Source organism: Streptomyces sp. NBC_01571 (assembly GCF_026339875.1).
Lineage (GTDB): Bacteria > Actinomycetota > Actinomycetes > Streptomycetales > Streptomycetaceae > Streptomyces.
This window is the reverse complement of the sequence record NZ_JAPEPZ010000001.1, coordinates 2,844,681-2,867,094: the sequence shown is the minus strand read 5'-3', so window position 1 is coordinate 2,867,094 and position 22,414 is coordinate 2,844,681. Positions and strand designations below refer to the sequence as shown.

Here is a 22,414-nt window from a genome sequence, read left to right as displayed (position 1 = left end):
TGCTGGCTGAACAGTTTCACTAATGAACTGAATAGTGTGCTTGTTCGCTGCCCGTTCGAGGTCTCGTTTCACGACGAGATGTCTGAAAGGGTTTCGGTGGTCATAGCGTGAGGGAAACGCCCGGTTACATTCCGAACCCGGAAGCTAAGCCTTACAGCGCCGATGGTACTGCAGGGGGGACCCTGTGGGAGAGTAGGACGCCGCCGAACAAAATTTGGAGGACCTCTGGTCCCAGCGACTCGCTGGGACCAGAGGTCCTTTTTTGTTTTTACGAAGCGCGCCGGGTACCCGGCTGCGCGAGAATGACTTGCGGTACCGAAGACAGGAGTCACCCATGTCCACCAACTCTCCCGATGAGCGACCGGAGCGCGATCAGCGACGCCGGGACAGTGGTGACCGCGGCGGCTACCGCGGGGGCCCGCGCCGCGACGACCGGCGCGACGGCGACCGCGGTGGCGCCGGCCGGCGTGATGACCGCCGCGACGGTGATCGTGGTGGCGACCGAGGCGGCGACCGCGGCGGTTTCCGCCGCGACGACAACCGCCGGGATGACAACCGTGGTGGCAGCGGCGGCAGTGGTGGCAGCGGTGGCGGCTTCCGTGGCCGCGACGACCGTCGGGAAGGTGACCGTGGGAGCCGTCCGCCGTTCCGTCGTGACGACCGCCCCAGCGGGCCGCGACGTGACGACCGTGACCGTGGCGGCTTCCGCCGGGACGGGGACAGGCCGGCCTTCCGCCGCGACGACCGCGGTGAGCGTCGTGACGGGGATCGTCCGCCGTTCCGTCGTGACGAGCGTTCCGGTGCTCCGCGTCGTGATGACGATCGTGGTGGGTTCCGCCGCGACGACAACCGTGGCGGCAGCCCCAGCGGTGGCGGCGGTTTCCGTCGTGACGACCGCAACGACTTCCGCCGTGACGACCGGCGTGATGACCGTCGGGGCGATGACCGTGGTGGTTTCCGTCGTGACGACCGCCGTGACGACCGCCGTGACGGTGGCGACCGCGGTGGGTTCCGCCGCGACGACCGCAACGACTTCCGGCGCGACGACCGTGGCGACCGCCGCGAGGGGGACCGTCCCGCCTTCCGCCGTGACGACCGCCGTGACGATCGCCGAGGAGACGACAGGGCTCCCCGGCGTGACGGGGATCGTCCGCCGTTCCGTCGTGACGAGCGTTCCGGTGCTCCGCGTCGTGATGACGATCGTGGTGGGTTCCGCCGCGACGACAACCGTGGCGGCAGCCCCAGCGGTGGCGGCGGTTTCCGTCGTGACGACCGCAACGACTTCCGCCGTGACGACCGGCGTGATGACCGTCGGGGCGATGACCGTGGTGGTTTCCGTCGTGACGACCGCCGTGACGACCGCCGTGACGGTGGCGACCGCGGTGGGTTCCGCCGCGACGACCGCAACGACTTCCGGCGCGACGACCGTGGCGACCGCCGCGAGGGGGACCGTCCCGCCTTCCGCCGTGACGACCGGGGTGGCGACAGCCGGGGTGGCGGCTTCCGTGGGCGCGACGACCGTGGCCGTGGCGGCCCGCGTCGTGACGACCGGGGTGGCCGTCCCGGCGGCTTCCAAGGCCGTGACGACCGTCGGGGCGACAGCCGGGGTGGCGGCTTCCGTGGCCGCGACGACCGCGACCGCGACCGGGACCGCGAGCCGATCAAGCGGCTGCCGATCCCGGACGACGTCACGGGCGATGAGATCGACAAGGACGTCCGGCAGGAGCTCCAGAGCCTGCCGAAGGGACTTGCCGAAGAGGTCTCCAGGAACCTGGTGATGGTCGCCCGGCTCATCGACGAGGACCCCGAGGGCGCGTACGCGTACTCCAGGATCGCCCTGCGTCTGGCATCGCGGGTCGCCGCCGTACGCGAGGCGGCCGGATTCGCCGCCTACGCGAGCCAGAAGTACAGCGAGGCGCTCGCGGAGTTCCGTGCGGCGCGTCGGATGACCGGCAACGTGGACCTGTGGCCCGTCATGGCGGACTGCGAGCGCGGTATGGGCCGGCCCGAGAAGGCGCTGGACATGGCCGGTGCGCCGGATGTGCAGAAGCTGGACAAGGCCGGTCAGGTCGAGATGCGGCTCGTGGCTGCCGGAGCGCGGCGGGACATGGGGCAGCTCGACGCCGCCATCGTGACCCTCCAGAGCCCCGAGCTGGCCTCGCACTCCGTGCAGCCCTGGACCGCGCGACTGCGCTACGCGTACGCTGACGCGCTTCTCGCCGCCGGCCGTGAGGACGAGGCGCGCGAGTGGTTCGCTAAGGCTGTCGAGTCCGACAAGGACGGCAGCACCGACGCCTCGGACCGGCTCGCGGAGCTGGACGGTGTCGAGTTCGTCGACGCGCTGGTCGAGGACGAGAGCGAGCCCGGGGCGGACTCCGAGACCGAGGCCCAGCCCAAGTCCGTACGCGAGGCCGACCGGGCGATCCAGGCCGAGGCCGACGAGATCGACGAGATCGACGAGATCGACGAGATCGACAACGAGGACCTCGACGACGCCGAGGACGAGCGCGAGGAAGAGCGTGCTGAAGAAGGCGACGAAGAAGGCGGCAACGACGGCGACGACGAGGACGCCCCTCGCGGCTGACGTCTGAACCCCGCGGTGAGAACACGGGCGGCGGGACTCCGGAAGGGGTCCCGCCGCCCGGCGTTTCAGTCGGAGAGCGCCCGCAGAACCAGTCCCGACGCCGGCTTGGGGCCGAACGACGTCGACTTGCGGGGCATCGTGACGCCCTGGCGTGCGAGCTCGCGTACGACTTCCTCGCGCACCGGGTGCAGGAGAACCGCCGTGCCGCCGTCCAGCTCCGCCTTGGCGACCGTGGCCTCGGTGTCGTGGATGTAGGCGATGTGGGCGGGCGAGTCCTCCGGGATGCCCCAGACGTGCCCGAGGAGCGTGGCGTGCAGGACGGTCGCGTCCAGGGTGCGCCAGGCCTCGGGGTGGTCGACCGGGATCGTACGGTTGAGGAGGTCCGGGTCCGGGCGGTCGACCAGATGGAACGAGCCGTCGCCCGCGAGGAGGAAGGCGTTGCCCTCCGCGGCCGCCGAGGCGAGGGCCTCCAGGGCCTTCGCGAGGGGAACGTCGAGGCGGCGAACCCGGAACGAGTCCGTGAGGGCCGCCAGCGCCTCAGCGACAGGCAGCCCGTGCAGCAGACGGTGGATCGCGCGGACGCGCAGCGGATAGCGCGCGGTGTCCACCAGGAGGACGAGACCGAAGTCCCAGGGGCTGGGCGAGGGGTGCTCGGAGCGCAGGCGCAGATAGGTCGCCCAGCGGTGGTGACCGTCCGCGATGAGGGCCTGATGACGGCCCAGGTCCGTCTGGATCTCGGCCAGATCGGCGGCGTCGGTGACCGCCCAGAGACGGTGGCTCAGACCGTCCTCCGTGGTGGTGGACAGCAGCGGCTCGCGCTCCGCTGTGCGCTCGATGACGGCGGCCGTGCCGACCCGGGAACCGGTGCCCCGGTAGGTCAGCAGAAGGGGTTCGAGGTTGGCGGAGGTCGCCCGCATCAGGGCCGCGCGGTCCGCGACGATGTGGGGCATGACGTCCTCGTGCGGGAGGACGACGCCGTCGGCCGGCTCCGACAGGCGCAGGGTGCCGATGATGCCGCGCTGCAGCATGTCGTCGTCGCGCTGCTCGTAGACGTACAGGCCCGGCTCGGGGTCCGTGGTCAGGACGCCCTTGGACAGCCAGGCGTGCAGGGTGTCCGCCGCCTGGCGGTTACGGGCGTTGGGAGTCGCGTCCTGGGGGAGGATCAGCCGGACGATGTTGTGCGGATCGGCCGATTCGAGGTGCAGCAGACCGTCCGGCCGGACGATGACGTCGTACGGCGGGGATGTCACGGCGGCGAGGCTGCCGACCCGGTCGGGGTCATAGCGCACGCCCCGGAACGGGGCCAGTTCGAGGCCGCTGCGTACCGGGGTTTCCTCCGCGGGACCTGCAGTGTTCATTGACGCATCGTAAGTGTGATCGTCAGAGTGTGCCGATGCCATGCGCGATGATCGAGGGAAAGAGCTAGAACGAGGAGCGATGTGCAATGAGCCAGACCGTCAGGACTCGGCCCGAGGGCAGCGAGCAGGCTCTGAGTGAGGCGTACGACACGGCGCTGCTCGATCTGGACGGGGTGGTGTACGCGGGCGGGAACGCGATCGCCCACGCCGTGGAGTCGCTCGGCACCGCCCGGTCCGGCGGGATGCACCTCGCGTATGTCACGAACAACGCGCTGCGGACACCCGACGCCGTGGCCGAACACCTTCGTGAGCTGGGCGTTCCGACGGACGCCGCTGACGTGATCACCTCCGCCCAGGCGGCGGCCCGGCTGATCAGCGAGCAGGTGCCGCCCGGTGCGCGGGTGCTGGTCATCGGCGGGGAGGGGCTGCGGGTCGCGCTGCGCGAGCGCGGGCTCGAACCGGTCGAGTCGGCCGACGACGATCCGGTGGCGGTGGTGCAGGGGTACGGCGGTCCCGACCTGGCGTGGGGACGGTTCGCGGAGGCCTGCTACGCCATCGCGCGGGGGGTGCCGTGGTTCGCGTCCAACACGGACCTGACCATTCCGAGCGCCCGCGGTATCGCGCCGGGCAACGGCGCCGCGGTGGAGGTCGTACGGATCGCCACCGGCGCCGAGCCGCAGGTGGCGGGCAAGCCGCTGCCCCCCATGCACCGTGAGACGGTCCTGCGGACCGGGGCGAAGCGGCCGCTGGTCGTCGGCGACCGGCTGGACACCGACATCGAGGGCGCGTTCAACGGCGACGTGGACTCGCTGCTCGTGCTCACCGGGGTGACGGACGGCGCGCAGCTGCTCGCCGCCCCGCCGCAGCACCGGCCGACGTATGTCGACGCCGATCTGCGCGGTCTGCTGACCGGTCAGCCCGCGATCGCCCAGGCGGGTGATGGGTTCCGGTGCGGAGGGTGGACGGCGACGGCCGGGAGCGAGCGGCTGGAGCTGGAGGGTGAAGGCGAGGCGCTGGACGGCCTGCGGGCGCTGTGCGCGGCGGCGTGGACGGCGGCCGGGGACGGGACGTGCGCGCTGGAGGGCGCCAAGGCGCTGGCGCGGCTGGGACTCTGACGGCCCGTTCCGGGGCTCGGTGGCGGCTCACGGGGTTCGGGGGCGGTGATGCCGGGAAGCCGGCGGTGATGAGCGGTGACCGGGGGAACCCCGCCAGGGCGAGGGTAGGCTAACCTAACTAGGTGTTGGTCGACAGCCCCCTTGAACAGCGCGCGGAGACCGCCCCCGCGCCCCCGAACCGCTGGGCGATACGTGCCGTCGGGCTCGGCGTTTCCGCGGCCGTCCTCGTGCTGGTCGCGCTGGCGAGCATCGCGATCGGTGCGAAAGCGCTGCCGTTGGACCAGGTCTGGCACGGCCTGTTCCACGACTCGGGGACGTATGCCGACGTCGTCGTGGACGACCGGCTCTCGCGCACCGTCCTCGGACTGCTCGTCGGCGCAGCGCTCGGGTTGTCGGGTGCCGTCCTGCAGGCGCTCACCCGCAACCCGCTGGCCGATCCCGGACTGCTCGGGATCAACGCGGGCGCGTCCGCCGCGGTCGTCACCGCCATCACGTACTTCGGCGTCACCAGCCTGAGCGGATACGTCTGGTTCGCCTTCTTCGGCGCCGCCGCGGTCGGGGCGCTGGTCTGGTTCCTCGGCGGCAGCCGGGGCGCCACCCCGGTGCGGCTCGCACTCGCCGGCACCGCGATCAGCGCCGCGCTCTACGGCTATCTCCAGGCCGTGATGATCATGGATGACGCGGCGCTGGGCAAGATGCGCTTCTGGACGGTCGGTTCGCTGGCCTCGGCGACGGACTCGACCATCGGACAGGTGCTGCCGTTCCTGGTGGCCGGTACGGCGCTCGCGCTGGGCCTCGCCCGGCCGCTGAACGCCATGGCCATGGGCGACGACACCGCCCGCGCGCTCGGCGCCAACCTGAACCGCACCCGTGCGCTGTCCATGGCCGCCGCCACCGTGCTGTGCGGCGCCGCGACGGCCGCCTGCGGGCCGATCGTCTTCGTCGGGCTGATGGTCCCGCACGTCGTACGGTCCTTCACCGGCCCGGACCTGCGCTGGATCCTGCCGTACGCGACCGTGCTGTCGCCGGTGCTGCTGCTCGGCGCCGACGTGGTGGGGCGGATCATCGCCCGGCCCGCGGAACTCCAGGTCGGCATCGTCACCGCGGTCCTCGGCGGCCCGGTCTTCATCTACCTCGTACGACGGCGGAGGACGGCCCAGCTGTGAGCACGACACGTACCCGCTTCCTACGCGCGCGCGGCGGACTGTCGGTCCGGTTCGACGTGCGGGCGCTCGTCGTCGTCGTGCTGCTGCTGGTGGCCGCGCTCGCCGCGAGCGTGGTGCTCCTCGGCACCGGCGACTTCCCGATCCCGGCCGCCGACGTCCTCAAGACACTGGCCGGCAACGGGAACGCGGGTCAGGAGTTCATCGTCAACGAGCTGCGGCTGCCCCGGGTGCTCGTCGGTCTCCTGGTCGGGGCCTCGCTCGGGCTCGGCGGGGCGATCTTCCAGTCCGTCTCCCGCAACCCGCTGGGCAGTCCGGACGTCCTCGGCCTGGGGCAGGGGGCGACGGCCGGCGCGCTGATCATGATCGTGCTGTTCTCGGGGACCGCGAACCAGGTCGCCCTCGGAGCGCTCGTCGGCGGCCTGGTGACCGGAGTCGCCATCTATCTGCTCGCCTGGAAGCGGGGCGTGCACGGATACCGGCTCGTCCTGGTCGGTATCGGCGTCTCCGCGATCGTCACCGCGGTCAACGGCTATCTGCTCACCAAGGCGGACCTCGTCGACGCGGCCCGCGCCGTCGTCTGGATGACCGGCTCCCTCAACGGCCGTGACTGGGCGCAGGTGTGGCCGCTGCTGGCGATGTGCGCCGTTCTGGTGCCGCTCGTCCTCGGCAACGCGCGGGGGCTGCGCGTGATGGAGATGGGTGACGACGTGTCGTACGCACTCGGCGTGCGGGTCGAGCGCGTACGCCTGCTGCTGATGCTGTCCGCCGTCCTGCTCACCGCGGGCGCCACCGCCGCCGCCGGTCCGGTCGGCTTCGTGGCGCTCACCGCGCCGCAGCTCGCCCGGCGCCTGACCCGCTCACCGGGACCCAACCTGGTGCCGTCGATGTGCATGGGCGCCGCCCTGCTGATCGTCGCCGACTGGGCCTCGCAGCGCGCCTTCGGCGCCGACCAGCTACCCGTGGGCGTCGTCACCGGCGTCCTCGGCGGCATCTATCTGCTGTGGCTGCTCGTCACCGAGCGCAAGGCGGGCCGGATATGAGCGCCCCCGCGAACGAGAACACCCGAAGGAGCACCGTGAACGGCCTGAACCGCCTGTCCGCCGACAACGTCACCCTCGGCTACGACCAGCGCGTCATCGCGGAGAAACTGTCGGTGGAGATCCCCGACAACTCCTTCACCGTGATCGTCGGCCCGAACGCGTGCGGCAAGTCGACCCTGCTGCGCGCCCTGTCGCGGATGCTCAAGCCCTCCGCGGGGCGGGTGCTGCTCGACGGGCAGGTCATCCAGTCGATGCCCGCGAAGAAGGTGGCCAGGACGCTCGGGCTGCTCCCGCAGTCGTCGATCGCGCCGGACGGGATCACGGTGGGCGATCTGGTCGGCCGGGGCCGCTATCCGCACCAGGGGCTGCTGCGCCAGTGGTCGACGGAGGACGAGCGGGTCGTACGGGAGTCGATGGCCTCGACCGGCGTCGCCGCACTGACCGACCGCTATGTCGACGAATTGTCGGGCGGTCAGCGGCAGCGCGTGTGGATCGCGATGGCCCTCGCGCAGCAGACCCCGCTGCTGCTGCTCGACGAGCCGACCACCTATCTCGACATCCAGCACCAGATCGACGTGCTGGACCTCTGCGCCGATCTCCACGAGGAGCGGGGGCGCACGCTGGTCGCGGTCCTGCACGACCTCAATCACGCCGCGCGGTACGCCACCCATCTCATCGCCCTGCGCGAGGGCCGGGTCGTCGCCGAGGGCGCGCCCCGGGACATCGTGACGGCGGAGCTGGTCGAGGAGGTCTTCGGGCTGCGCTGCCAGGTCATCGACGACCCGGAGACGGGGACGCCGCTGGTGGTCCCGGCGGCCCGCAAGGCACGGGTCGCGGTGAAGGTGGCGGAAGGCTCCTGATGCCCTGGAAGGCTCCCGAGAACGCGGCGAGGACCTCTGGGCTGTTGAGGTCCCGGGACGGGGGTTCCCGAACCGGCGAGAGGCGCGGAAGGGCTTACGAAGCCGCGGAGCAGGCTCCCCGCGGCGTCGCGGCGTCGCGGCGTCGCGGCTTCGGGGCTCCGCGGCTCCGGGGTCCTGCGGCCCTGCGGATCTAAAGAAGGCTCCTGAGCCGGAACAGGTCCAGCAGACCCGCCTCCAGTTTCACCCGGCCCGAACCCCACGCCTTCGCGAAGTGCAGATTCCCGTTGACCATCGCGACCAGGTCGTCGCCGCTCATGGTCAGCCGGATCTGGGCCTTCTCGCGGGGCGGCCCCTGGATGGTGTCCAGCACCTCGATCCGGCCGTCCTTGAGCCGTCCCACGAAGGTGGTGTCGAGGTCGGTGACACAGCAGCTCAGCGAGCGGTCCAGGGCCGCCGCGCTGCGTACGTCCCCTTCGGCACCCGCCAGGTTGTCCGAGAGCTTGTCGAGCGCCGCACGGCACTCCTCAGTCGTCGCCATCGTGATCGACCGTACCGCAGCGCTTCGGGGTAGCGTCGGGGCATGAACGAGTCAGTGCCGGAGTCCGGGGTCGCGCCGGAGGCCGAGGCCGGGGTGCCCGCGGAGGATGCGCGGGACACCGTCGAACCCGCGTACGACCCCGCCGCGCCGGCCCCGCTGGACGTGGAACGCGTCCCCACGGGGAGTGCCGAGGTCGACGCAGAGCTCGACCGGCTGGGCGACGCCGACCACCTCGCCACGGACGGGCACCTGGAGGTGTACGAGGATGTGCATCGGGGGCTGCGTGACGCGCTGACCGCGCTCGACGTCCGCCCGGGACCCACGGCTCCCACCCGTCACCCGACCGGCGCCCCTCAATGAGACCCTTCGGGTCACACCTCTCCATGACCGTACGACCGCAGGAGCTGAACCGAACGTGGCAGGAGTGGCACGCCGCCGCCTCGACGCCGAGCTGGTCCGCCGGAAACTCGCCCGCTCGCGCGAACACGCCGGCCAGCTGATCGCCGCGGGCAGGGTCACCGTCGGCAAGACCCTGGCGACCAAGTCCGCCACCCAGGTGGAGACCGCGGCCGCGATCGTGGTCACCCGGGACGACGCCGACCCCGACTACGTCTCGCGCGGCGGGCACAAACTCGCGGGCGCCCTGGCGGCCTTCGTACCCCGGGGCCTGCGGGTCGAGGGACGGCGCGCACTGGACGCCGGAGCGTCCACCGGAGGCTTCACCGACGTACTGCTGCGCGCGGGCGCCGCCCATGTCGTCGCCGTCGACGTCGGCTACGGTCAACTCGCCTGGTCTCTGCAGAGCGATGAACGCGTCACCGTCAAGGACCGTACGAACGTACGCGAGTTGACGTTGGAGGCGATCGATGGGGAGCCCGTGGACCTTGTTGTCGGGGATCTGTCCTTCATCCCGCTCGGACTGGTGCTGCCCGCCCTCGTGCGGTGCGCGGCGCCCGACGCCGACCTGGTGATGATGGTCAAGCCGCAGTTCGAGGTGGGGAAGGAACGACTGGGCAGTGGTGGAGTCGTACGCAGTCCGGAACTGCGCGCCGAAGCGGTGCGCGGAGTGGCCGGACGGGCCGCGGAACTGGGGCTCGGGGTGGAGGGCGTGACCGCCAGCCCGCTGCCCGGGCCCTCGGGCAATGTCGAGTACTTTCTGTGGCTGCGTGCCGGGTCACCCGAACTCGACCCGGCCGACGTTGACCGTGCAGTGGCGGAGGGGCCGCGTTGACACAGACCCGAGCTCGTACTGTTTTCCTGCTCGCCCACACCGGGCGGCCCGCTGCGATCCGCAGCGCCGAACTCGTCGTCCAGGGGCTGCTGCGCTCCGGACTCGGGGTCCGCGTCCTGGAGGCGGAGGCGGCGGACCTGCCGCTGCCGCCCGAGGTGGAACTCGTCAGGGAGGCCACCCCGCAGTGCCTCGACGGGTGCGAACTGCTGATCGTGCTCGGCGGTGACGGGACCCTGCTGCGCGGCGCCGAGTTCGCCCGCGCGTCCGGCGTCCCGATGCTCGGCGTCAACCTCGGCAGCGTCGGGTTCCTCGCCGAGGCCGAGCGGGACGACCTCGACAAGGTCGTCGACCGGGTGGTCACCAAGGCCTACGAGGTCGAGGAGCGGATGACCGTTGACGTCGTCGTGCACCGCAACGGCGACATCGTGCACACCGACTGGGCGCTGAACGAGGCCGCCGTGCAGAAGGTCTCCGCCGAGAAGCTCCTGGAGGTCATCCTGGAGATCGACGGACGGCCGGTCACCGGCTTCGGCTGCGACGGCATCGTCTGCGCGACCCCCACCGGGTCCACGGCGTACGCCTTCTCCGCGGGCGGGCCCGTGGTGTGGCCGGAGGTCGAGGCGCTGCTCATGGTGCCGATCAGCGCGCACGCGCTGTTCGCCAAGCCGTTGGTGACCTCGCCCGACTCCGTGCTCGCGGTGGAGGTGTTGCCGCACATTCCGCCCGGCGTGCTGTGGTGCGACGGGCGGCGCACGGTGGAGCTGCCGCCGGGAGCACGGGTCGAGGTACGGCGCGGAGCCGTTCCGGTACGGCTCGCACGGCTGCACCACGCGTCGTTCACCGACCGGCTGGTCGCGAAGTTCGCGCTGCCGGTGGCGGGGTGGCGGGGAGCACCGCACTGAGCCGCCGGCCGGGCGGCAGGACCGTCCGGCGGGCGCTCGAAGGAGAGCGGGGCGGGGGTTCGCCGCGACGGACGAGGTGATCGCGACGGCCGGGATGATCGCGGCGAACTTCACGCGGGTTCCCGCGGCCCGTCAGGAGGCCCACGGAGTCCCGGGGAGGCCCAGGACGGTCTGGGCGGACCCACGAGGGACCGGGAAGGGCCGGGGAGGGCCCCTGGGCCCGGGAAAGGCCCGCGAGCCGGCGGGGCACACCCGCCGGTGCCCGCCGCGCGGGCTGCCCGTCCGGGGTCCCGGACGGGCACCGCGGGGCCACGATCGGCAAACCCCACCCCAGCGGGTGACACACGTGCCCGGGTGACCCCCGCCACCTGCGGCTTCGCACAAGCAGGGCAGGGCCCGTCGCACATCGGGTCCCTGACCTCGTAAGGTCGTGTCCGTGTTGGAGGAGATGCGGATACGGTCGCTCGGAGTCATCGACGACGCAGTCGTCGAATTGTCGCCCGGCTTCACCGCCGTGACGGGTGAGACCGGTGCGGGCAAGACGATGGTGGTCACCAGCCTCGGGCTGCTGCTCGGCGGGCGCGCGGACCCCGCCCTCGTACGGATCGGCGCCAAGAGCGCCGTCGTCGAGGGCCGGATCGCCGTACCCACGGGAGGAACGGCGATCCTGCGGGCCGAGGAGGCGGGAGCCGAACTCGACGACGGCGCGCTGCTGATCAGCCGCACCGTCTCGGCGGAAGGGCGCTCGCGGGCGCACATCGGCGGCCGCTCGGTACCCGTGGGCGTGCTGGCCGAACTCGCCGACGAGCTGGTCGCCGTGCACGGACAGACCGATCAGCAGGGGCTGCTCAAACTGTCCCGGCAGCGGCAGGCACTCGACCGGTACGCCGGGGACGCGGTCGCCGCACCGCTCGCCAAGTACGCCGGTGCCTACCGCCGGCTGCGGGCGATCACGACCGAGCTGGACGAGATCACCACCCGCGCGCGTGAGCGGGCCCAGGAAGCCGACATGCTGCGCTTCGGACTCGACGAGATCGCCGCGGTGGAGCCGCGCTCGGGCGAGGACGCGGAGCTGTCGGCGGAGGCCGAGCGGCTCGGACACGCGGAGGCGCTGGCCTCGGCCGCCACCGCCGCGCACGCGGCGCTCGCGGGCAATCCCGAGGACCCCGAGGGCATCGACGCGGCGACCCTCGTCGCGGGTGCCCACCGGGCCCTGGAGGCCGTCCGCGCGCACGACTCCGCGCTCGGCGGCCTGTCCGGACGGATCGGGGAGATCAACATCCTGCTGCGCGACGTGGCGGGTGAACTGGCCGGGTACGCCGACGACCTCGACGCCGATCCGCTGCGGCTGGCGGCGGTCGAGGAGCGCCGGGCCGCGCTCACCCAGCTCACCCGGAAGTACGGCGAGGACGTCGACGCCGTACTGGCCTATGCGGAGCAGGGCGCCGCGCGGCTCCTCGAACTCGACGGCGACGACGAACGGATCGACGAACTGACCGCCGAGCGGGACGCGCTGCGAGCCGAACTGGGCGGGCTGGCACAGGCGTTGACGGACGCCCGGACGGAGGCCGCGGAACGGTTCGCCGCAGCCGTGACCGCCGAACTGGCCTCACTCGCCATGCCGCACGCGCGCGTGTCGTTCGAGATCCGGCAGACCGACGACCCCGAGGGCGTGGAACTCGACGGGCGCACGGTCGCGTACGGGCCCGCGGGCGTCGACGAGGTCGAGCTGCTGCTCGCGCCGCACCCCGGCGCTCCGCCGCGGCCCATCGCCAAGGGGGCGTCCGGCGGTGAACTCTCGCGGGTGATGCTCGCGGTGGAAGCGGTGTTCGCGGGGACCGATCCCGTACCGACGTATCTCTTCGACGAGGTCGACGCGGGGGTCGGCGGCAAGGCCGCGGTGGAGATCGGGCGGCGGCTGGCGCGGCTCGCCAGGAGCGCGCAGGTGGTCGTGGTGACGCACCTTCCGCAGGTGGCCGCGTTCGCGGACCGGCAGTTGCTGGTCGAGAAGACGAACGACGGGTCCGTGACCCGGTCCGGGGTGAAGGTGCTGGAGGGGGAGGACCGCATCCGGGAGCTGTCCCGGATGCTGGCGGGCCAGGAGGACTCGCAGACCGCTCGGGCCCATGCGGAGGAGTTGCTGGCCACCGCGCGGGCCGACGCGTAGCCGTCCGGCGGTGGCACGCGCTCTCGCGGCGCGCCGCGCGCCGCCGCTTCGCGATGCGGTGGGCTCTGCCCGCCCGCGCCGCACGCCCCGCGCCCCGGTCGGGCTCCGGGCTCCGTGTCCCGGTCGGGTCCTGGCCCCGCGCCTTGGTCGGGTTCTGGCCCCGCACCTCGGCCGGGCTCCGCGCCCCGGCCCCGCTCCGGCCCCCCGTGCCCGGGCGCGCACCGCCCTCTCCGCGAAACCACCAGGCTCCGGCCCCGCGGCCCGCACGGCCGTTTCGTGGGCCTCGGCCGTGTCGCGCCGTGGGCGTCACTCCGCGCGGTCCGCGGAGAGCCGCTCCGCCCTTGTGGCTCCGCGCCAGTTCCCCGCCCGTCCCTCTCGGCGCCTCGCGCCCCGTCCCGGGCCCGCTCCGCGGGCCCCTGGAGTGGCCTGCATGATCACTGTGTTCGGTACCGCCGCCGCGACCACCCGCACCCTTCTCGCCGCGCTGCGGGCCAAGCCCCCGGGCGGTCCCGGTCGCTGGGAACGCGAGAACCACGCCGGCCGCACCGTCGAGCTGTACGCGGGTCCCGCGGTGGTCGTGGGGGCGGCGCTCGGAGCCGGCCTGGCCCACCGCGGAGCCGGATTCGCCGTCCTGGCGGCCGGTGCGTGCGGCGCGTACGACGACATCGCCGGGGCCGGTGACCCGCGGCGTGGGTTCCGGGCGCATCTCGGGGCGCTGCGGGGCGGCGAAGTCACCAGTGGCGCCGTCAAGTTGTTCGGGATCTCGGCCGCGGGGCTGATGGCGGGGGCGCTGCTGAAGGAGCGGCCCCTGGACCGGCTGCTCGCGGGAGTGGTGATCGCCGGGAGCGCGCACTTCGTCAACCTCGTGGATGTGCGCCCCGGGCGGGCCGCGGGCGCGGTGCTGGCGCTGGGGGCGCCCGGACTGCTGCGGGGCGGGCACGCCGGGCGGCTCGCCGCCGCCGCGACGGGAGCCGCGGCCGCCGTCCTCCCCGACGATCTCGGCGAGCGCGTGATGATCGGCGACACCGGGGCCCACGCGCTCGGCGCCGCACTGGGTACCGCCGTCGTCGCGGGCAACGGGCGGGCCGGACTTCTCGCCCACGCCGTGGCGCTGGTGGCCGCGACGGTGTGCGGGGAGCGGGTCAGCGCGGCGGCGCGAGCCGGACGGCACCCGCGCCCGGCCCGGCCCTCCGCGCCCGCCCGGGCCTCCCGCGCCCCCCAGCACCTCCGCCCCTTGGCCCCCGGCCCCCACGGGCCCCACGAAGGCCCGCCGAGCCCCGCCGACCCGGCCTGAGGGCAGGGGACTGCTCACCCGTGTGGGTGACAGGTGTGGTCGAGTCGGCCGGTGTGCCGCGCAGCGCGCTCCGATGGCGGTCCCGGAACACCCGTACGGCCTGGCATCCTTGGCGTAGTACGCGGAGCACGACGTGCGGTACACCCCCCTCTGCAGACCTTTCTGTACGTTTCTCCGTGACCGTCCGACGCCGAACCAGGAGCCCCGGCCACGTGAGCCACGTGAGCAGCCACTCACCGCACGGCCAGTCGCCGCTGCGCACCGTGCAGGTGCTCGGCGGCGGAAGCGCGGGCAGCAGCGCGCATGTGCGGTCGCTGGCCTCGGGCCTCGTCGCCCGTGGTGTGCGGGTCACCGTCTGCGCTCCTGCCGAGGCCGACCGCGCGTACGGATTCACCGGTGTGGGCGCCCAGCACGTCCCGGTGCCGCGCAGCGGTGACCCCGCCTCCGTGGCCGCGCTGCGGATCGCCTGCGCGGACGCCGACCTCGTGCACGCGCACGGGCTGCACGCCGCGCTGCGGGCCACGCTCGCGCTCAGCGGGCGGCGCACCCCACTCGTCGTCACGTGGCACACCCGTTCGCATGCCGAGGGGGCCCGGGCCCATCTGCTGCGTCTGCTGGAGCGGCGCGTCGCCAGGGCCGCCTCCGTCGTCCTCGCCACCTCCTCGGACCTGGTGGATCGCGCCCGCCGCCGCGGGGCCCGGGACGCCCGGCTCTCCGCCGTCGCGATTCCGGCGCCGCGCAAGGCCGTCGAGTACGGGGACCCCGACCGGCTGCGTCACAAGGCGCGGGCCGAACTCGGCGCCACCGAGCGCCCGTTGCTCATGGCGGTGGGCTCCCTCGACCGGCACCGCGGATACGGCACCCTGCTGGACGCCGCGCGCGCGTGGCGGGACCTCGATCCCGTGCCGCTCCTCGTGATCGCCGGCGAGGGTCCGCTGCGGACCGTCCTCCAGGGACGTGTCGAGGACGAGGAACTGCCCGTCAGGCTGCTCGGCCGGCGCGAGGACGTCTCCGAGCTGCTGCCCGCGGCCGATCTCGCGCTGCTGCCGAGCGGCTGGGAATCCCGTTCCGTCCTCGCCCAGGAGGCCCTGCACGCGGGCGTCCCGCTGGTGGCGACCGCGGTCGGCGGCATCCCCGAACTGGTCGGTGACGCCGCCGAGCTCGTCCCGTACGCGGACGCGCAGGCGCTCGCTGAGGCCGTGGTGCGCCTTCTCGGTGATCCGGTGCGCCGGGAGCAACTCAGCGAAAGGGGAGTGCGGCAGGCCGCCGGCTGGCCGACCGAGGACGAGACGGTGGAGCAAGTGCTCAGTGTCTACGACGAGTTGACCCAGGCCTGGCCCCTCGTCTAGGCCGTGCCCGCCCCTGCGTGGGGATCAGGAAACATGCCTTCGTGCGCGCAGTGCCAGGCTCAACGCCAGTACCGTCTGCGGGTCGTCCAGGTCCGTGCCCAGCAACTCCCCGATCCTGGCAAGGCGGTTGTAGAGGGTCTGCCGGTTGAGATGCAGCTCGCGGGCCGTCTCCGCCTTGCGGCCCGCGTGCGCCAGGTACGTCTCCAGGGTGGGCAGCAGCGGAGGCCTGGAGCGGTGGTCGTGGTCGCGGAGGGGGCCGATGGCGCGGTCCACGAAGGCCGCCAGGTCCGGGTGGTCGCGCAGACGCCAGAGGAGCAGGTCGATGTCGAGGCGGCGGGCGTCGTACCAGGGGCGGTCCGACAGGCCCTGCGCGGCGGTCGCCGTCTCCGCCGCGTGCCGCAGACCCGCCGAGGCGGCTGCCCAGCCGCCCGCGACGCCGACCACCACCACCGGTGGCAGCGCACCGGGCCGCTGCATCCCCGCGCGCTCCACGCCCGCCCGCAGCGCCAGCGCCACCCGGTCGGCGACCGCCTGGCGCTCGGACTCCGAACGCAGGCCGAGCAGGAGCGGGACACGGCCCTCGACGGGCCGTACGCCGAGCAGGACCGGTACCCCCACCGAAGCCAGTTCCTCCGCGACGGCCCGGGCCAGGACCGCCCAGCCTCCGCCGGGGGACAGACCGTCGGCGAGCCGCATCACGACGGGCAGGAGCGGGCTCCTGCCCGGCTTGAAACCGAGCACCCGGGCCTGGGCGGGAGCGTCCTCCGCCTGGATACGGCCCTCCGCGAGGTCGGTCAGGAAGTCGCCGCGCCCGCGCGCGGCGAGCTCCTCCTCCTGGCGGGCCTGCATCAGGACGACGGCCAGGATGCCGGCGGCCCGCTCCGCCGCGATCCGGTGCACGGGGGTGATCGGGGCGCCCACCGGCAGCAGGACCAGCCGGGCCCGTACCGCGCCGGTACCGGGGCCGCCGCCGGGCACGTCCACGAGCGTCGTGCCGGCGGGCGGCTGTTCCTTGTGCTGGCCGCGCAGACCCTCCCACACCTGGAGCGGATCGGCGCCCGCGGAGCCGGACCCGGCGGCGTACAGGAGCTGTCCGTCCGCGGTCTCCAGGAAGACCGGGTTGCCGCTGAAGTCGGCCAGGATGCGCAGGACCTGGGGGACACCGCCGCCGCCGAGAAGGGCCTCGGTGCAGCGCCGGTGCACCTCCTCGGCCTGCTGGAGCAGCGCGTAGTGGCCGTTGACGATCTCGGTGTGGATCTCCTCCGTGACCGCGACGAAGGGCACTTCCCGGTGGAGCTGGACGAGGGGGAGGCCGGCCGAGCGGGCCGTCTCGACGAGGGCCGCGGGCAGCCGTGCGAAACGCGGGCCGAGTTCGACGACGAGCGCCGCGATGCCGCGCTCGGCCAGTGTCCGGACGAAGGCCCGCTGGTCGGCCGGGCGGGTGCCGAGGCCGTAGCCCGTGGTCAGGAGCAGTTCGCCGCCCTTGAGCAGTGAGGCGATGTTCGGGACCTCGCCCGCGTGCACCCAGCGCACGGTGCGCTGCAGCCGGTCGGCTCCCGCGAGGATCTCCGGCAGTCCGCTGCGCAGCCCGGGCAGCTCCAGCGCCCGCTGCACGGTGATTCCGGCGCCCTGGGTGTCGAAGCTGCTGTCCGTACGGCTGTCCATGCTGCGGACGCTACCCGTGCACCCCGTGCGCGGGCACCTCCGAGGCCGGGGCCGCCGGGCGCCGGCCGGGCCGAGGCCCGCGCCGCACCGTCCGTGCTCCGTCCGTGACCCACGGTCCGCGCACCTCGCGGAGCGCCCACGGCGGCCACTGTCCGGCGGCCGCCGGACGTCGCGTCGTCGTATGTCGCGTCGTCGTATGTGGCCGTCGACCTGCTAGCCGCCGTACGCCCCGCTGGCTGTCAGCCTCAGTGCCGTGTCGATCAGCGGCACGTGGCTGAAGGCCTGCGGGAAGTTGCCCACCTGGCGCTGCAGGCGCGGGTCCCACTCCTCGGCCAGCAGACCCAGGTCGTTGCGGAGCGCCAGCAGCCGCTCGAAGAGCTTGCGGGCCTCGTCGACCCGGCCGATCATCGCCAGGTCGTCCGCCATCCAGAACGAGCACGCGAGGAAGGCACCCTCGTCGCCCTCCAGCCCGTCCACGCCCGCGTCCTCGCCGGAGGTCGGGTAGCGCAGGATGAAGCCGTCGGAGGTGGACAGCTCGCGCTGGATCGCCTCGATGGTGCCGATCACGCGCTTGTCGTCGGGCGGCAGGAAGCCCATCTGCGGGATCAGGAGCAGCGAGGCGTCCAGCTCCCTGGAGCCGTACGACTGCGTGAACGTGTTGCGCTCCTTGTCGTAGCCCTTCTCGCACACGTCCCGGTGGATGTCGTCGCGCAGTTCGCGCCACTTCTCCAGCGGGCCGTCCGCGTCGCCCGACTCGATGAGCTTGATGGTGCGGTCGACGGCGACCCAGGCCATCACCTTGGAGTGCACGAAGTGCCGGCGCGGGCCGCGGACCTCCCAGATGCCCTCGTCCGGCTGGTCCCAGTGGTCCTCCAGATAGCGGATCAGCTTCAACTGGAGCAGCGAGGCGTAGTCGTTGCGGGACAGACCGGTCATGTGGGCCAGGTGCAGGGCCTCGGTGACCTCTCCGTACACATCCAGCTGGAGCTGGTGCGCGGCGCCGTTGCCGACCCGGACCGGGCCCGAATTCTCGTATCCGGGAAGCCAGTCGAGTTCCGCCTCGCCCAACTCCCGTTCGCCCGCGATGCCGTACATGATCTGGAGGTTCTCCGGGTCGCCCGCGACCGCGCGCAGCAGCCACTCGCGCCAGGCCCGGGCCTCCTCGCGGTAGCCGGTGCGCAGCAGGGAGGAGAGGGTGATCGCGGCGTCGCGCAGCCAGGTGTAGCGGTAGTCCCAGTTGCGTACGCCACCGATCTCCTCCGGCAGGGAGGTGGTGGGCGCCGCGACGATGCCGCCCGTGGGCGCGTACGTGAGGGCCTTGAGGGTGATCAGCGAGCGGACGACGGCCTCGCGGTAGGGGCCGTGGTACGTGCACTGGTCGACCCAGTCGCGCCAGAACTCCTCGGTGGCCTCCAGGGCCTGCTCGGGCTCGGGCAGCGCGGGGGGCTGCTTGTGCGAGGGCTCCCACGAGATGGTGAACGCGATCCGGTCACCCGGTGCCACCGTGAAGTCGGCGTACGTGGTCAACGCCTTGCCGTAGGTCTCGCAGGGGGTGTCGAACCAGACCGAGTCCGGTCCGGCCACGGCGACCGTGCGTCCCTCGTGCTTGTGCACCCAGGGCACCACCCGCCCGTAGCTGAACCGCATCCGCAGCGCGGAGCGCATCGGGACGCGGCCCGTGACGCCTTCCACGATGCGGATGAGCTGCGGCGCGCCGTCACGCGGTGGCATGAAATCGGTCACGCGGACCGTGCCGCGGGGGGTGTCCCACTCGGATTCGAGGATCAGCGAGTCGCCGCGGTACGAGCGGCGTGCCGCCGTCGGCGGTTCGGCGTCGGCCGCGTGGGCCGGGCCGAGCCGCCAGAATCCGTGTTCCTCCGTGCCGAGCAGTCCCGCGAAGATGGCATGGGAGTCGAAGCGGGGCAGGCACAGCCAGTCCACTGTGCCGTCCCGGCAGACCAGCGCTGCGGTCTGCATGTCTCCGATGAGTGCGTAGTCCTCGATGCGCCCGGCCACGTGCATCTCCAGTCGAACGGCCACGTCGCCCCCCACGAGGGGCGGTCGCTCTGCGGTCAAGGGAACGTTCAAAACGTTAGAAGGTTGAATGTAAGAACGTTGGTAAAGCGTCGCTGCGGAACGTCAATTATTGGTCCGATTGTCGTTGCGAAACGAACTGACGAGCCCTCGTTGTTCCGGGATACGGGCGGGGATGGTGCCGTGTGTCGGCCGGGCTCGGCAGCGAGTGTCCGAGCAGGATACGACGCACGTGGAAGATCCGCGTGCCGCTCCCGGTATCCCGGGTGGGCTGATCGAGTGAGTGGCGTGCGGGGTTCGTGTCGACGTGTGTGCGGAGCGTGGCCGGAAGCGGCCTCGCCGGGTCGCTGATACCCTGGTAGCCCGTGGACCGGTGGGCAAGAAACCCCCGAACCGCAGCGACGGCACCTCCGAAGAATTCTCGGAAACCACGCCGGTACGCACCCCAGACCGCGACCACGGGAGCCCCCTCTTGGCCATGCCGCCCGCTGCTTTCCGAAACAGCACTGCCACGACGACCAAGCACATCTTCGTCACCGGGGGTGTCGCCTCCTCCCTCGGCAAGGGTCTGACCGCCTCCAGCCTGGGCGCGCTGCTCAAGGCGCGCGGGCTGCGGGTCACCATGCAGAAGCTCGACCCGTATCTGAACGTCGACCCCGGCACCATGAACCCGTTCCAGCACGGTGAGGTGTTCGTCACCAACGACGGCGCCGAGACCGACCTGGACATCGGACACTACGAGCGCTTCCTCGACGTCGACTTGGACGGCTCCGCCAATGTCACTACAGGACAGGTGTACTCGACGGTCATCGCCAAGGAGCGGCGCGGCGAGTACCTGGGCGACACGGTCCAGGTGATCCCGCACATCACCAACGAGATCAAGCACCGCATCCGCCGCATGGCCACCGACGACGTGGACGTCGTGATCACCGAGGTCGGCGGCACGGTCGGCGACATCGAGTCGCTGCCGTTCCTGGAGACCGTCCGCCAGGTCCGTCACGAGGTCGGCCGCGACAACGTGTTCGTCGTGCACATCTCGCTCCTCCCGTACATCGGCCCGTCCGGGGAGCTGAAGACGAAGCCGACCCAACACTCGGTCGCGGCGCTGCGCAACATCGGTATCCAGCCCGACGCGATCGTGCTGCGCGCCGACCGCGAGGTGCCGACCGCGATCAAGCGCAAGATCTCGCTGATGTGCGACGTGGACGAGGCGGCCGTGGTCGCGGCCATCGACGCCAAGTCGATCTACGACATCCCGAAGGTCCTGCACACCGAGGGCCTGGACGCGTACGTCGTCCGCAAGCTCGACCTGCCGTTCCGTGACGTGGACTGGACGACCTGGGACGACCTGCTCGACCGCGTGCACAACCCCGAGCACGAGATCAACATGGCGCTGGTCGGCAAGTACATCGACCTGCCCGACGCCTACCTCTCGGTCACCGAGGCCCTGCGCGCCGGCGGCTTCGCCAACAAGGCCCGCGTGAAGATCAAGTGGGTCACCTCGGACGACTGCAAGACCCCCGCCGGCGCGGCGAAGCAGCTCGGTGACGTCGACGCGATCTGCATCCCCGGCGGCTTCGGGGACCGCGGTGTGTCGGGCAAGGTCGGAGCGATCCAGTACGCCCGCGAGAACCGGATCCCGCTGCTCGGTCTCTGCCTCGGCCTGCAGTGCATCGTGATCGAGGCCGCCCGCAACCTGGCCGGCATCCCGGACGCCAATTCCACCGAGTTCGACTCCGCCACCGCGCACCCCGTCATCTCCACCATGGCCGAGCAGCTCGACATCGTGGCCGGCGAGGGTGACATGGGCGGGACGATGCGCCTGGGCATGTACCCGGCCAAGCTCGCCGAGGGCTCCATCGCGCGGGAGGTGTACGACGGCAAGGAGTACGTCGAGGAGCGCCACCGGCACCGCTACGAGGTGAACAACGCCTACCGCGGCGAGCTGGAGCAGAAAGCCGGTCTGCAGTTCTCCGGCACCTCCCCCGACGGCAAGCTCGTGGAGTACGTCGAGTACCCCCGCGAGGTGCACCCCTACCTGGTCGCGACCCAGGCGCACCCCGAGCTGCGCTCCCGTCCGACCCGCCCGCACCCGCTCTTCGCCGGCCTGGTGAAGGCCGCGGTGCAGCGCAAGACGGGCAACTAGCACCAGGGTTGTACGGTGGCCGGGGTGTGTGCCTTGCGGGGCACGCACCCCGGTTTCGGTCGTTTTCGTCACCGGGACCGGTTTCTTTTGCACGTGTGGGAGGACAGGGCATGACGATCAAGGACACCGCCGAGGAGTGGGAGGTCAGGGCCACCGCGACCCCCTTCGTCGGCAACAAGACCTCCGTCCGTACCGACGACGTGGTCATGCCCGACGGGTCGGTCGCCCGGCGCGACTACCAGGTCCATCCCGGTTCCGTCGCCGTCGTCGCCCTCGACGAGCAGGACAGGGTGCTGGTGCTGCGCCAGTACCGCCACCCCGTGCGCCAGAAGCTCTGGGAGATCCCGGCCGGCCTGCTCGACGTCCCCGGCGAGAACCCGCTGCACGCCGCCCAGCGCGAGCTGTACGAGGAGGCGCACGTCAAGGCCGAGAACTGGCGCGTGCTGACCGACGTGTACACCACCCCCGGCGGCTGTTCCGAGGCCGTGCGCGTCTTCCTCGCCCGGGACCTCTCCGAGGCGGTGGGGGAGCGCTTCGAGGTCGAGGACGAGGAGGCCGACATGGAGCTGGCGCGGGTCCCCGTCGACGAACTCGTCCGCGGGGTCCTCGACGGCGACCTGCACAACAACTGCCTCGTGGTCGGCGTCCTCTCCCTGCTCGCCGCGCGCGCCGGGGACGGACTCGACGCGCTGCGTCCGGCCGAGGCGCCCTGGCCGGCGCGTCCCTTCGAGGCCTGACAGGCCCGCCGCGGCGCCCTGGACACCGCCTCCGGGGCTCTCCGGTGTCCTCGGCGCCCTCCGGGCTCCTCCGGTGTCCCACAGCGCACCCATCCGGTCCTACGATCGGCTGATCCGATCGGGGGATCTCTCCGCCGTGCTCCGCACGGTTCGTCGCAGAGCGTGAACTAGGCTCTGGAAACGCCCGAACCGGAGTCCCGGCGGGCTTGCGCGTGCAGTGGGACGGGA

At 72.4% G+C, this 22,414-nt stretch carries 16 protein-coding genes, 1 rRNA gene and 2 pseudogenes; 15 read left to right on the top strand and 4 right to left on the bottom strand.

All coding sequences use genetic code 11. The features are described from left to right. Window positions 1-92 precede the first annotated feature (92 nt). From rrf to OHB41_RS12885, 3 genes and pseudogenes are all read left to right on the top strand, one after another. Window positions 93-209 (top strand): 5S ribosomal RNA (rrf, locus tag OHB41_RS12895). Between the two features lie 593 nt (window positions 210-802). Continuing rightward, window positions 803-1,483: pseudogene (locus OHB41_RS52605) on the top strand (hypothetical protein); the annotation flags it as partial. Between the two features lie 186 nt (window positions 1,484-1,669). Beyond that, window positions 1,670-2,584 carry a tetratricopeptide repeat protein gene (locus OHB41_RS12885; protein WP_266705833.1) on the top strand — a complete coding sequence of 305 codons (915 nt, stop codon included), beginning with the start codon at window positions 1,670-1,672 and terminating at the stop codon, window positions 2,582-2,584. Window positions 2,585-2,649: 65 nt separating this feature from the next. On the opposite strand, the gene OHB41_RS12880 is transcribed toward OHB41_RS12885, so the two are convergent. Further along, window positions 2,650-3,942 carry a DUF1015 domain-containing protein gene (locus OHB41_RS12880; protein ID WP_266698107.1) on the bottom strand — a complete coding sequence of 431 codons (1,293 nt, stop codon included), beginning with the start codon at window positions 3,940-3,942 and terminating at the stop codon, window positions 2,650-2,652. Window positions 3,943-4,028: 86 nt separating this feature from the next. On the opposite strand from OHB41_RS12880, the gene OHB41_RS12875 reads away from it, so the two are divergent. The 4 genes from OHB41_RS12875 (at window position 4,029) to OHB41_RS12860 (ending at window position 8,123) form a co-directional block, all read left to right on the top strand. Then, window positions 4,029-5,057 carry an HAD-IIA family hydrolase gene (locus tag OHB41_RS12875; RefSeq protein WP_266698106.1) on the top strand — a complete coding sequence of 343 codons (1,029 nt, stop codon included), beginning with the start codon at window positions 4,029-4,031 and terminating at the stop codon, window positions 5,055-5,057. A gap of 122 nt (window positions 5,058-5,179) precedes the next feature. Next, a complete protein-coding gene (locus OHB41_RS12870; protein ID WP_266698105.1) occupies window positions 5,180-6,223 on the top strand; it encodes a FecCD family ABC transporter permease in 1,044 nt (347 codons plus the stop codon). Further along, a complete protein-coding gene (locus OHB41_RS12865) occupies window positions 6,220-7,263 on the top strand; it encodes a FecCD family ABC transporter permease (RefSeq protein ID WP_266698104.1) in 1,044 nt (347 codons plus the stop codon). Before OHB41_RS12870 ends, OHB41_RS12865 begins: the two co-directional genes overlap by 4 nt. Further along, window positions 7,260-8,123, top strand: coding sequence for an ABC transporter ATP-binding protein (locus OHB41_RS12860; protein ID WP_266698103.1), 864 nt, complete (start codon window positions 7,260-7,262; stop codon window positions 8,121-8,123). Before OHB41_RS12865 ends, OHB41_RS12860 begins: the two co-directional genes overlap by 4 nt. A 190-nt stretch (window positions 8,124-8,313) precedes the next feature. Here OHB41_RS12860 and OHB41_RS12855 read toward each other — a convergent pair whose 3' ends face one another. Continuing rightward, a complete protein-coding gene (locus OHB41_RS12855; RefSeq protein WP_266698102.1) occupies window positions 8,314-8,661 on the bottom strand; it encodes an alkyl sulfatase C-terminal domain-containing protein in 348 nt (115 codons plus the stop codon). Window positions 8,662-8,703: 42 nt separating this feature from the next. Here OHB41_RS12855 and OHB41_RS12850 point away from each other — a divergent pair, with 42 nt between their 5' ends. The 6 genes and pseudogenes from OHB41_RS12850 to OHB41_RS12825 all read left to right on the top strand — a co-directional run bounded on the left by OHB41_RS12850 (window position 8,704) and on the right by OHB41_RS12825 (window position 15,604). Further along, window positions 8,704-9,021, top strand: a complete 318-nt coding sequence (locus tag OHB41_RS12850; RefSeq protein WP_266698101.1) for a hypothetical protein — start codon at window positions 8,704-8,706, stop codon at window positions 9,019-9,021. 55 nt (window positions 9,022-9,076) lie between these two features. After that, entirely contained in the window at window positions 9,077-9,892 is an 816-nt protein-coding gene (locus OHB41_RS12845; protein ID WP_266698100.1) for a TlyA family RNA methyltransferase, read from the top strand. After that, the gene (locus OHB41_RS12840) at window positions 9,889-10,794 is read left to right on the top strand and encodes an NAD kinase (protein ID WP_153291379.1); all 906 of its coding nucleotides are present in this window, start codon (window positions 9,889-9,891) and stop codon (window positions 10,792-10,794) included. Before OHB41_RS12845 ends, OHB41_RS12840 begins: the two co-directional genes overlap by 4 nt. Before the next feature lie 448 nt (window positions 10,795-11,242). Continuing rightward, window positions 11,243-12,961, top strand: coding sequence for a DNA repair protein RecN (gene recN / locus OHB41_RS12835; RefSeq protein ID WP_266705831.1), 1,719 nt, complete (start codon window positions 11,243-11,245; stop codon window positions 12,959-12,961). Window positions 12,962-13,391: 430 nt separating this feature from the next. Further along, a pseudogene (locus tag OHB41_RS12830) lies at window positions 13,392-14,123 on the top strand (hypothetical protein); the annotation flags it as partial. 344 nt (window positions 14,124-14,467) lie between these two features. Then, complete coding sequence (locus tag OHB41_RS12825) at window positions 14,468-15,604, top strand: glycosyltransferase family 4 protein (RefSeq protein WP_266698098.1); 1,137 nt, start codon at window positions 14,468-14,470, stop codon at window positions 15,602-15,604. Between the two features lie 24 nt (window positions 15,605-15,628). Here OHB41_RS12825 and OHB41_RS12820 read toward each other — a convergent pair whose 3' ends face one another. Both OHB41_RS12820 and OHB41_RS12815 read right to left on the bottom strand, forming a co-directional pair. Next, complete coding sequence (locus OHB41_RS12820) at window positions 15,629-17,269, bottom strand: PucR family transcriptional regulator (protein WP_266698097.1); 1,641 nt, start codon at window positions 17,267-17,269, stop codon at window positions 15,629-15,631. Window positions 17,270-17,482: 213 nt separating this feature from the next. Then, window positions 17,483-19,285 carry a glycoside hydrolase family 15 protein gene (locus OHB41_RS12815; RefSeq protein ID WP_194280903.1) on the bottom strand — a complete coding sequence of 601 codons (1,803 nt, stop codon included), beginning with the start codon at window positions 19,283-19,285 and terminating at the stop codon, window positions 17,483-17,485. Window positions 19,286-19,781: 496 nt separating this feature from the next. Between OHB41_RS12815 and pyrG the strand changes: the two genes are divergently transcribed. Next, complete coding sequence (gene pyrG, locus OHB41_RS12810; RefSeq protein ID WP_266698096.1) at window positions 19,782-21,449, top strand: CTP synthase; 1,668 nt, start codon at window positions 19,782-19,784, stop codon at window positions 21,447-21,449. 110 nt (window positions 21,450-21,559) lie between these two features. Further along, window positions 21,560-22,186, top strand: coding sequence for an NUDIX domain-containing protein (locus tag OHB41_RS12805; RefSeq protein WP_266698095.1), 627 nt, complete (start codon window positions 21,560-21,562; stop codon window positions 22,184-22,186). The last annotated feature ends 228 nt before the right edge of the window (window positions 22,187-22,414 follow it).

What these genes read in the sequence shown, in the direction of transcription:
- OHB41_RS12880 (WP_266698107.1), bottom strand. Translation starts at nt 3,942, where the DNA reads ATGAACACTGCAGGTCCCGCGGAGGAAACCCCGGTACGCAGCGGCCTC.
- OHB41_RS12875 (WP_266698106.1), top strand. Translation starts at nt 4,029, where the DNA reads ATGAGCCAGACCGTCAGGACTCGGCCCGAGGGCAGCGAGCAGGCTCTG.
- OHB41_RS12860 (WP_266698103.1), top strand. Translation starts at nt 7,260, where the DNA reads ATGAGCGCCCCCGCGAACGAGAACACCCGAAGGAGCACCGTGAACGGC.
- OHB41_RS12855 (WP_266698102.1), bottom strand. Translation starts at nt 8,661, where the DNA reads ATGGCGACGACTGAGGAGTGCCGTGCGGCGCTCGACAAGCTCTCGGAC.
- OHB41_RS12850 (WP_266698101.1), top strand. Translation starts at nt 8,704, where the DNA reads ATGAACGAGTCAGTGCCGGAGTCCGGGGTCGCGCCGGAGGCCGAGGCC.
- recN (WP_266705831.1), top strand. Translation starts at nt 11,243, where the DNA reads ATGCGGATACGGTCGCTCGGAGTCATCGACGACGCAGTCGTCGAATTG.
- OHB41_RS12820 (WP_266698097.1), bottom strand. Translation starts at nt 17,269, where the DNA reads ATGGACAGCCGTACGGACAGCAGCTTCGACACCCAGGGCGCCGGAATC.
- pyrG (WP_266698096.1), top strand. Translation starts at nt 19,782, where the DNA reads ATGCCGCCCGCTGCTTTCCGAAACAGCACTGCCACGACGACCAAGCAC.
- OHB41_RS12805 (WP_266698095.1), top strand. Translation starts at nt 21,560, where the DNA reads ATGACGATCAAGGACACCGCCGAGGAGTGGGAGGTCAGGGCCACCGCG.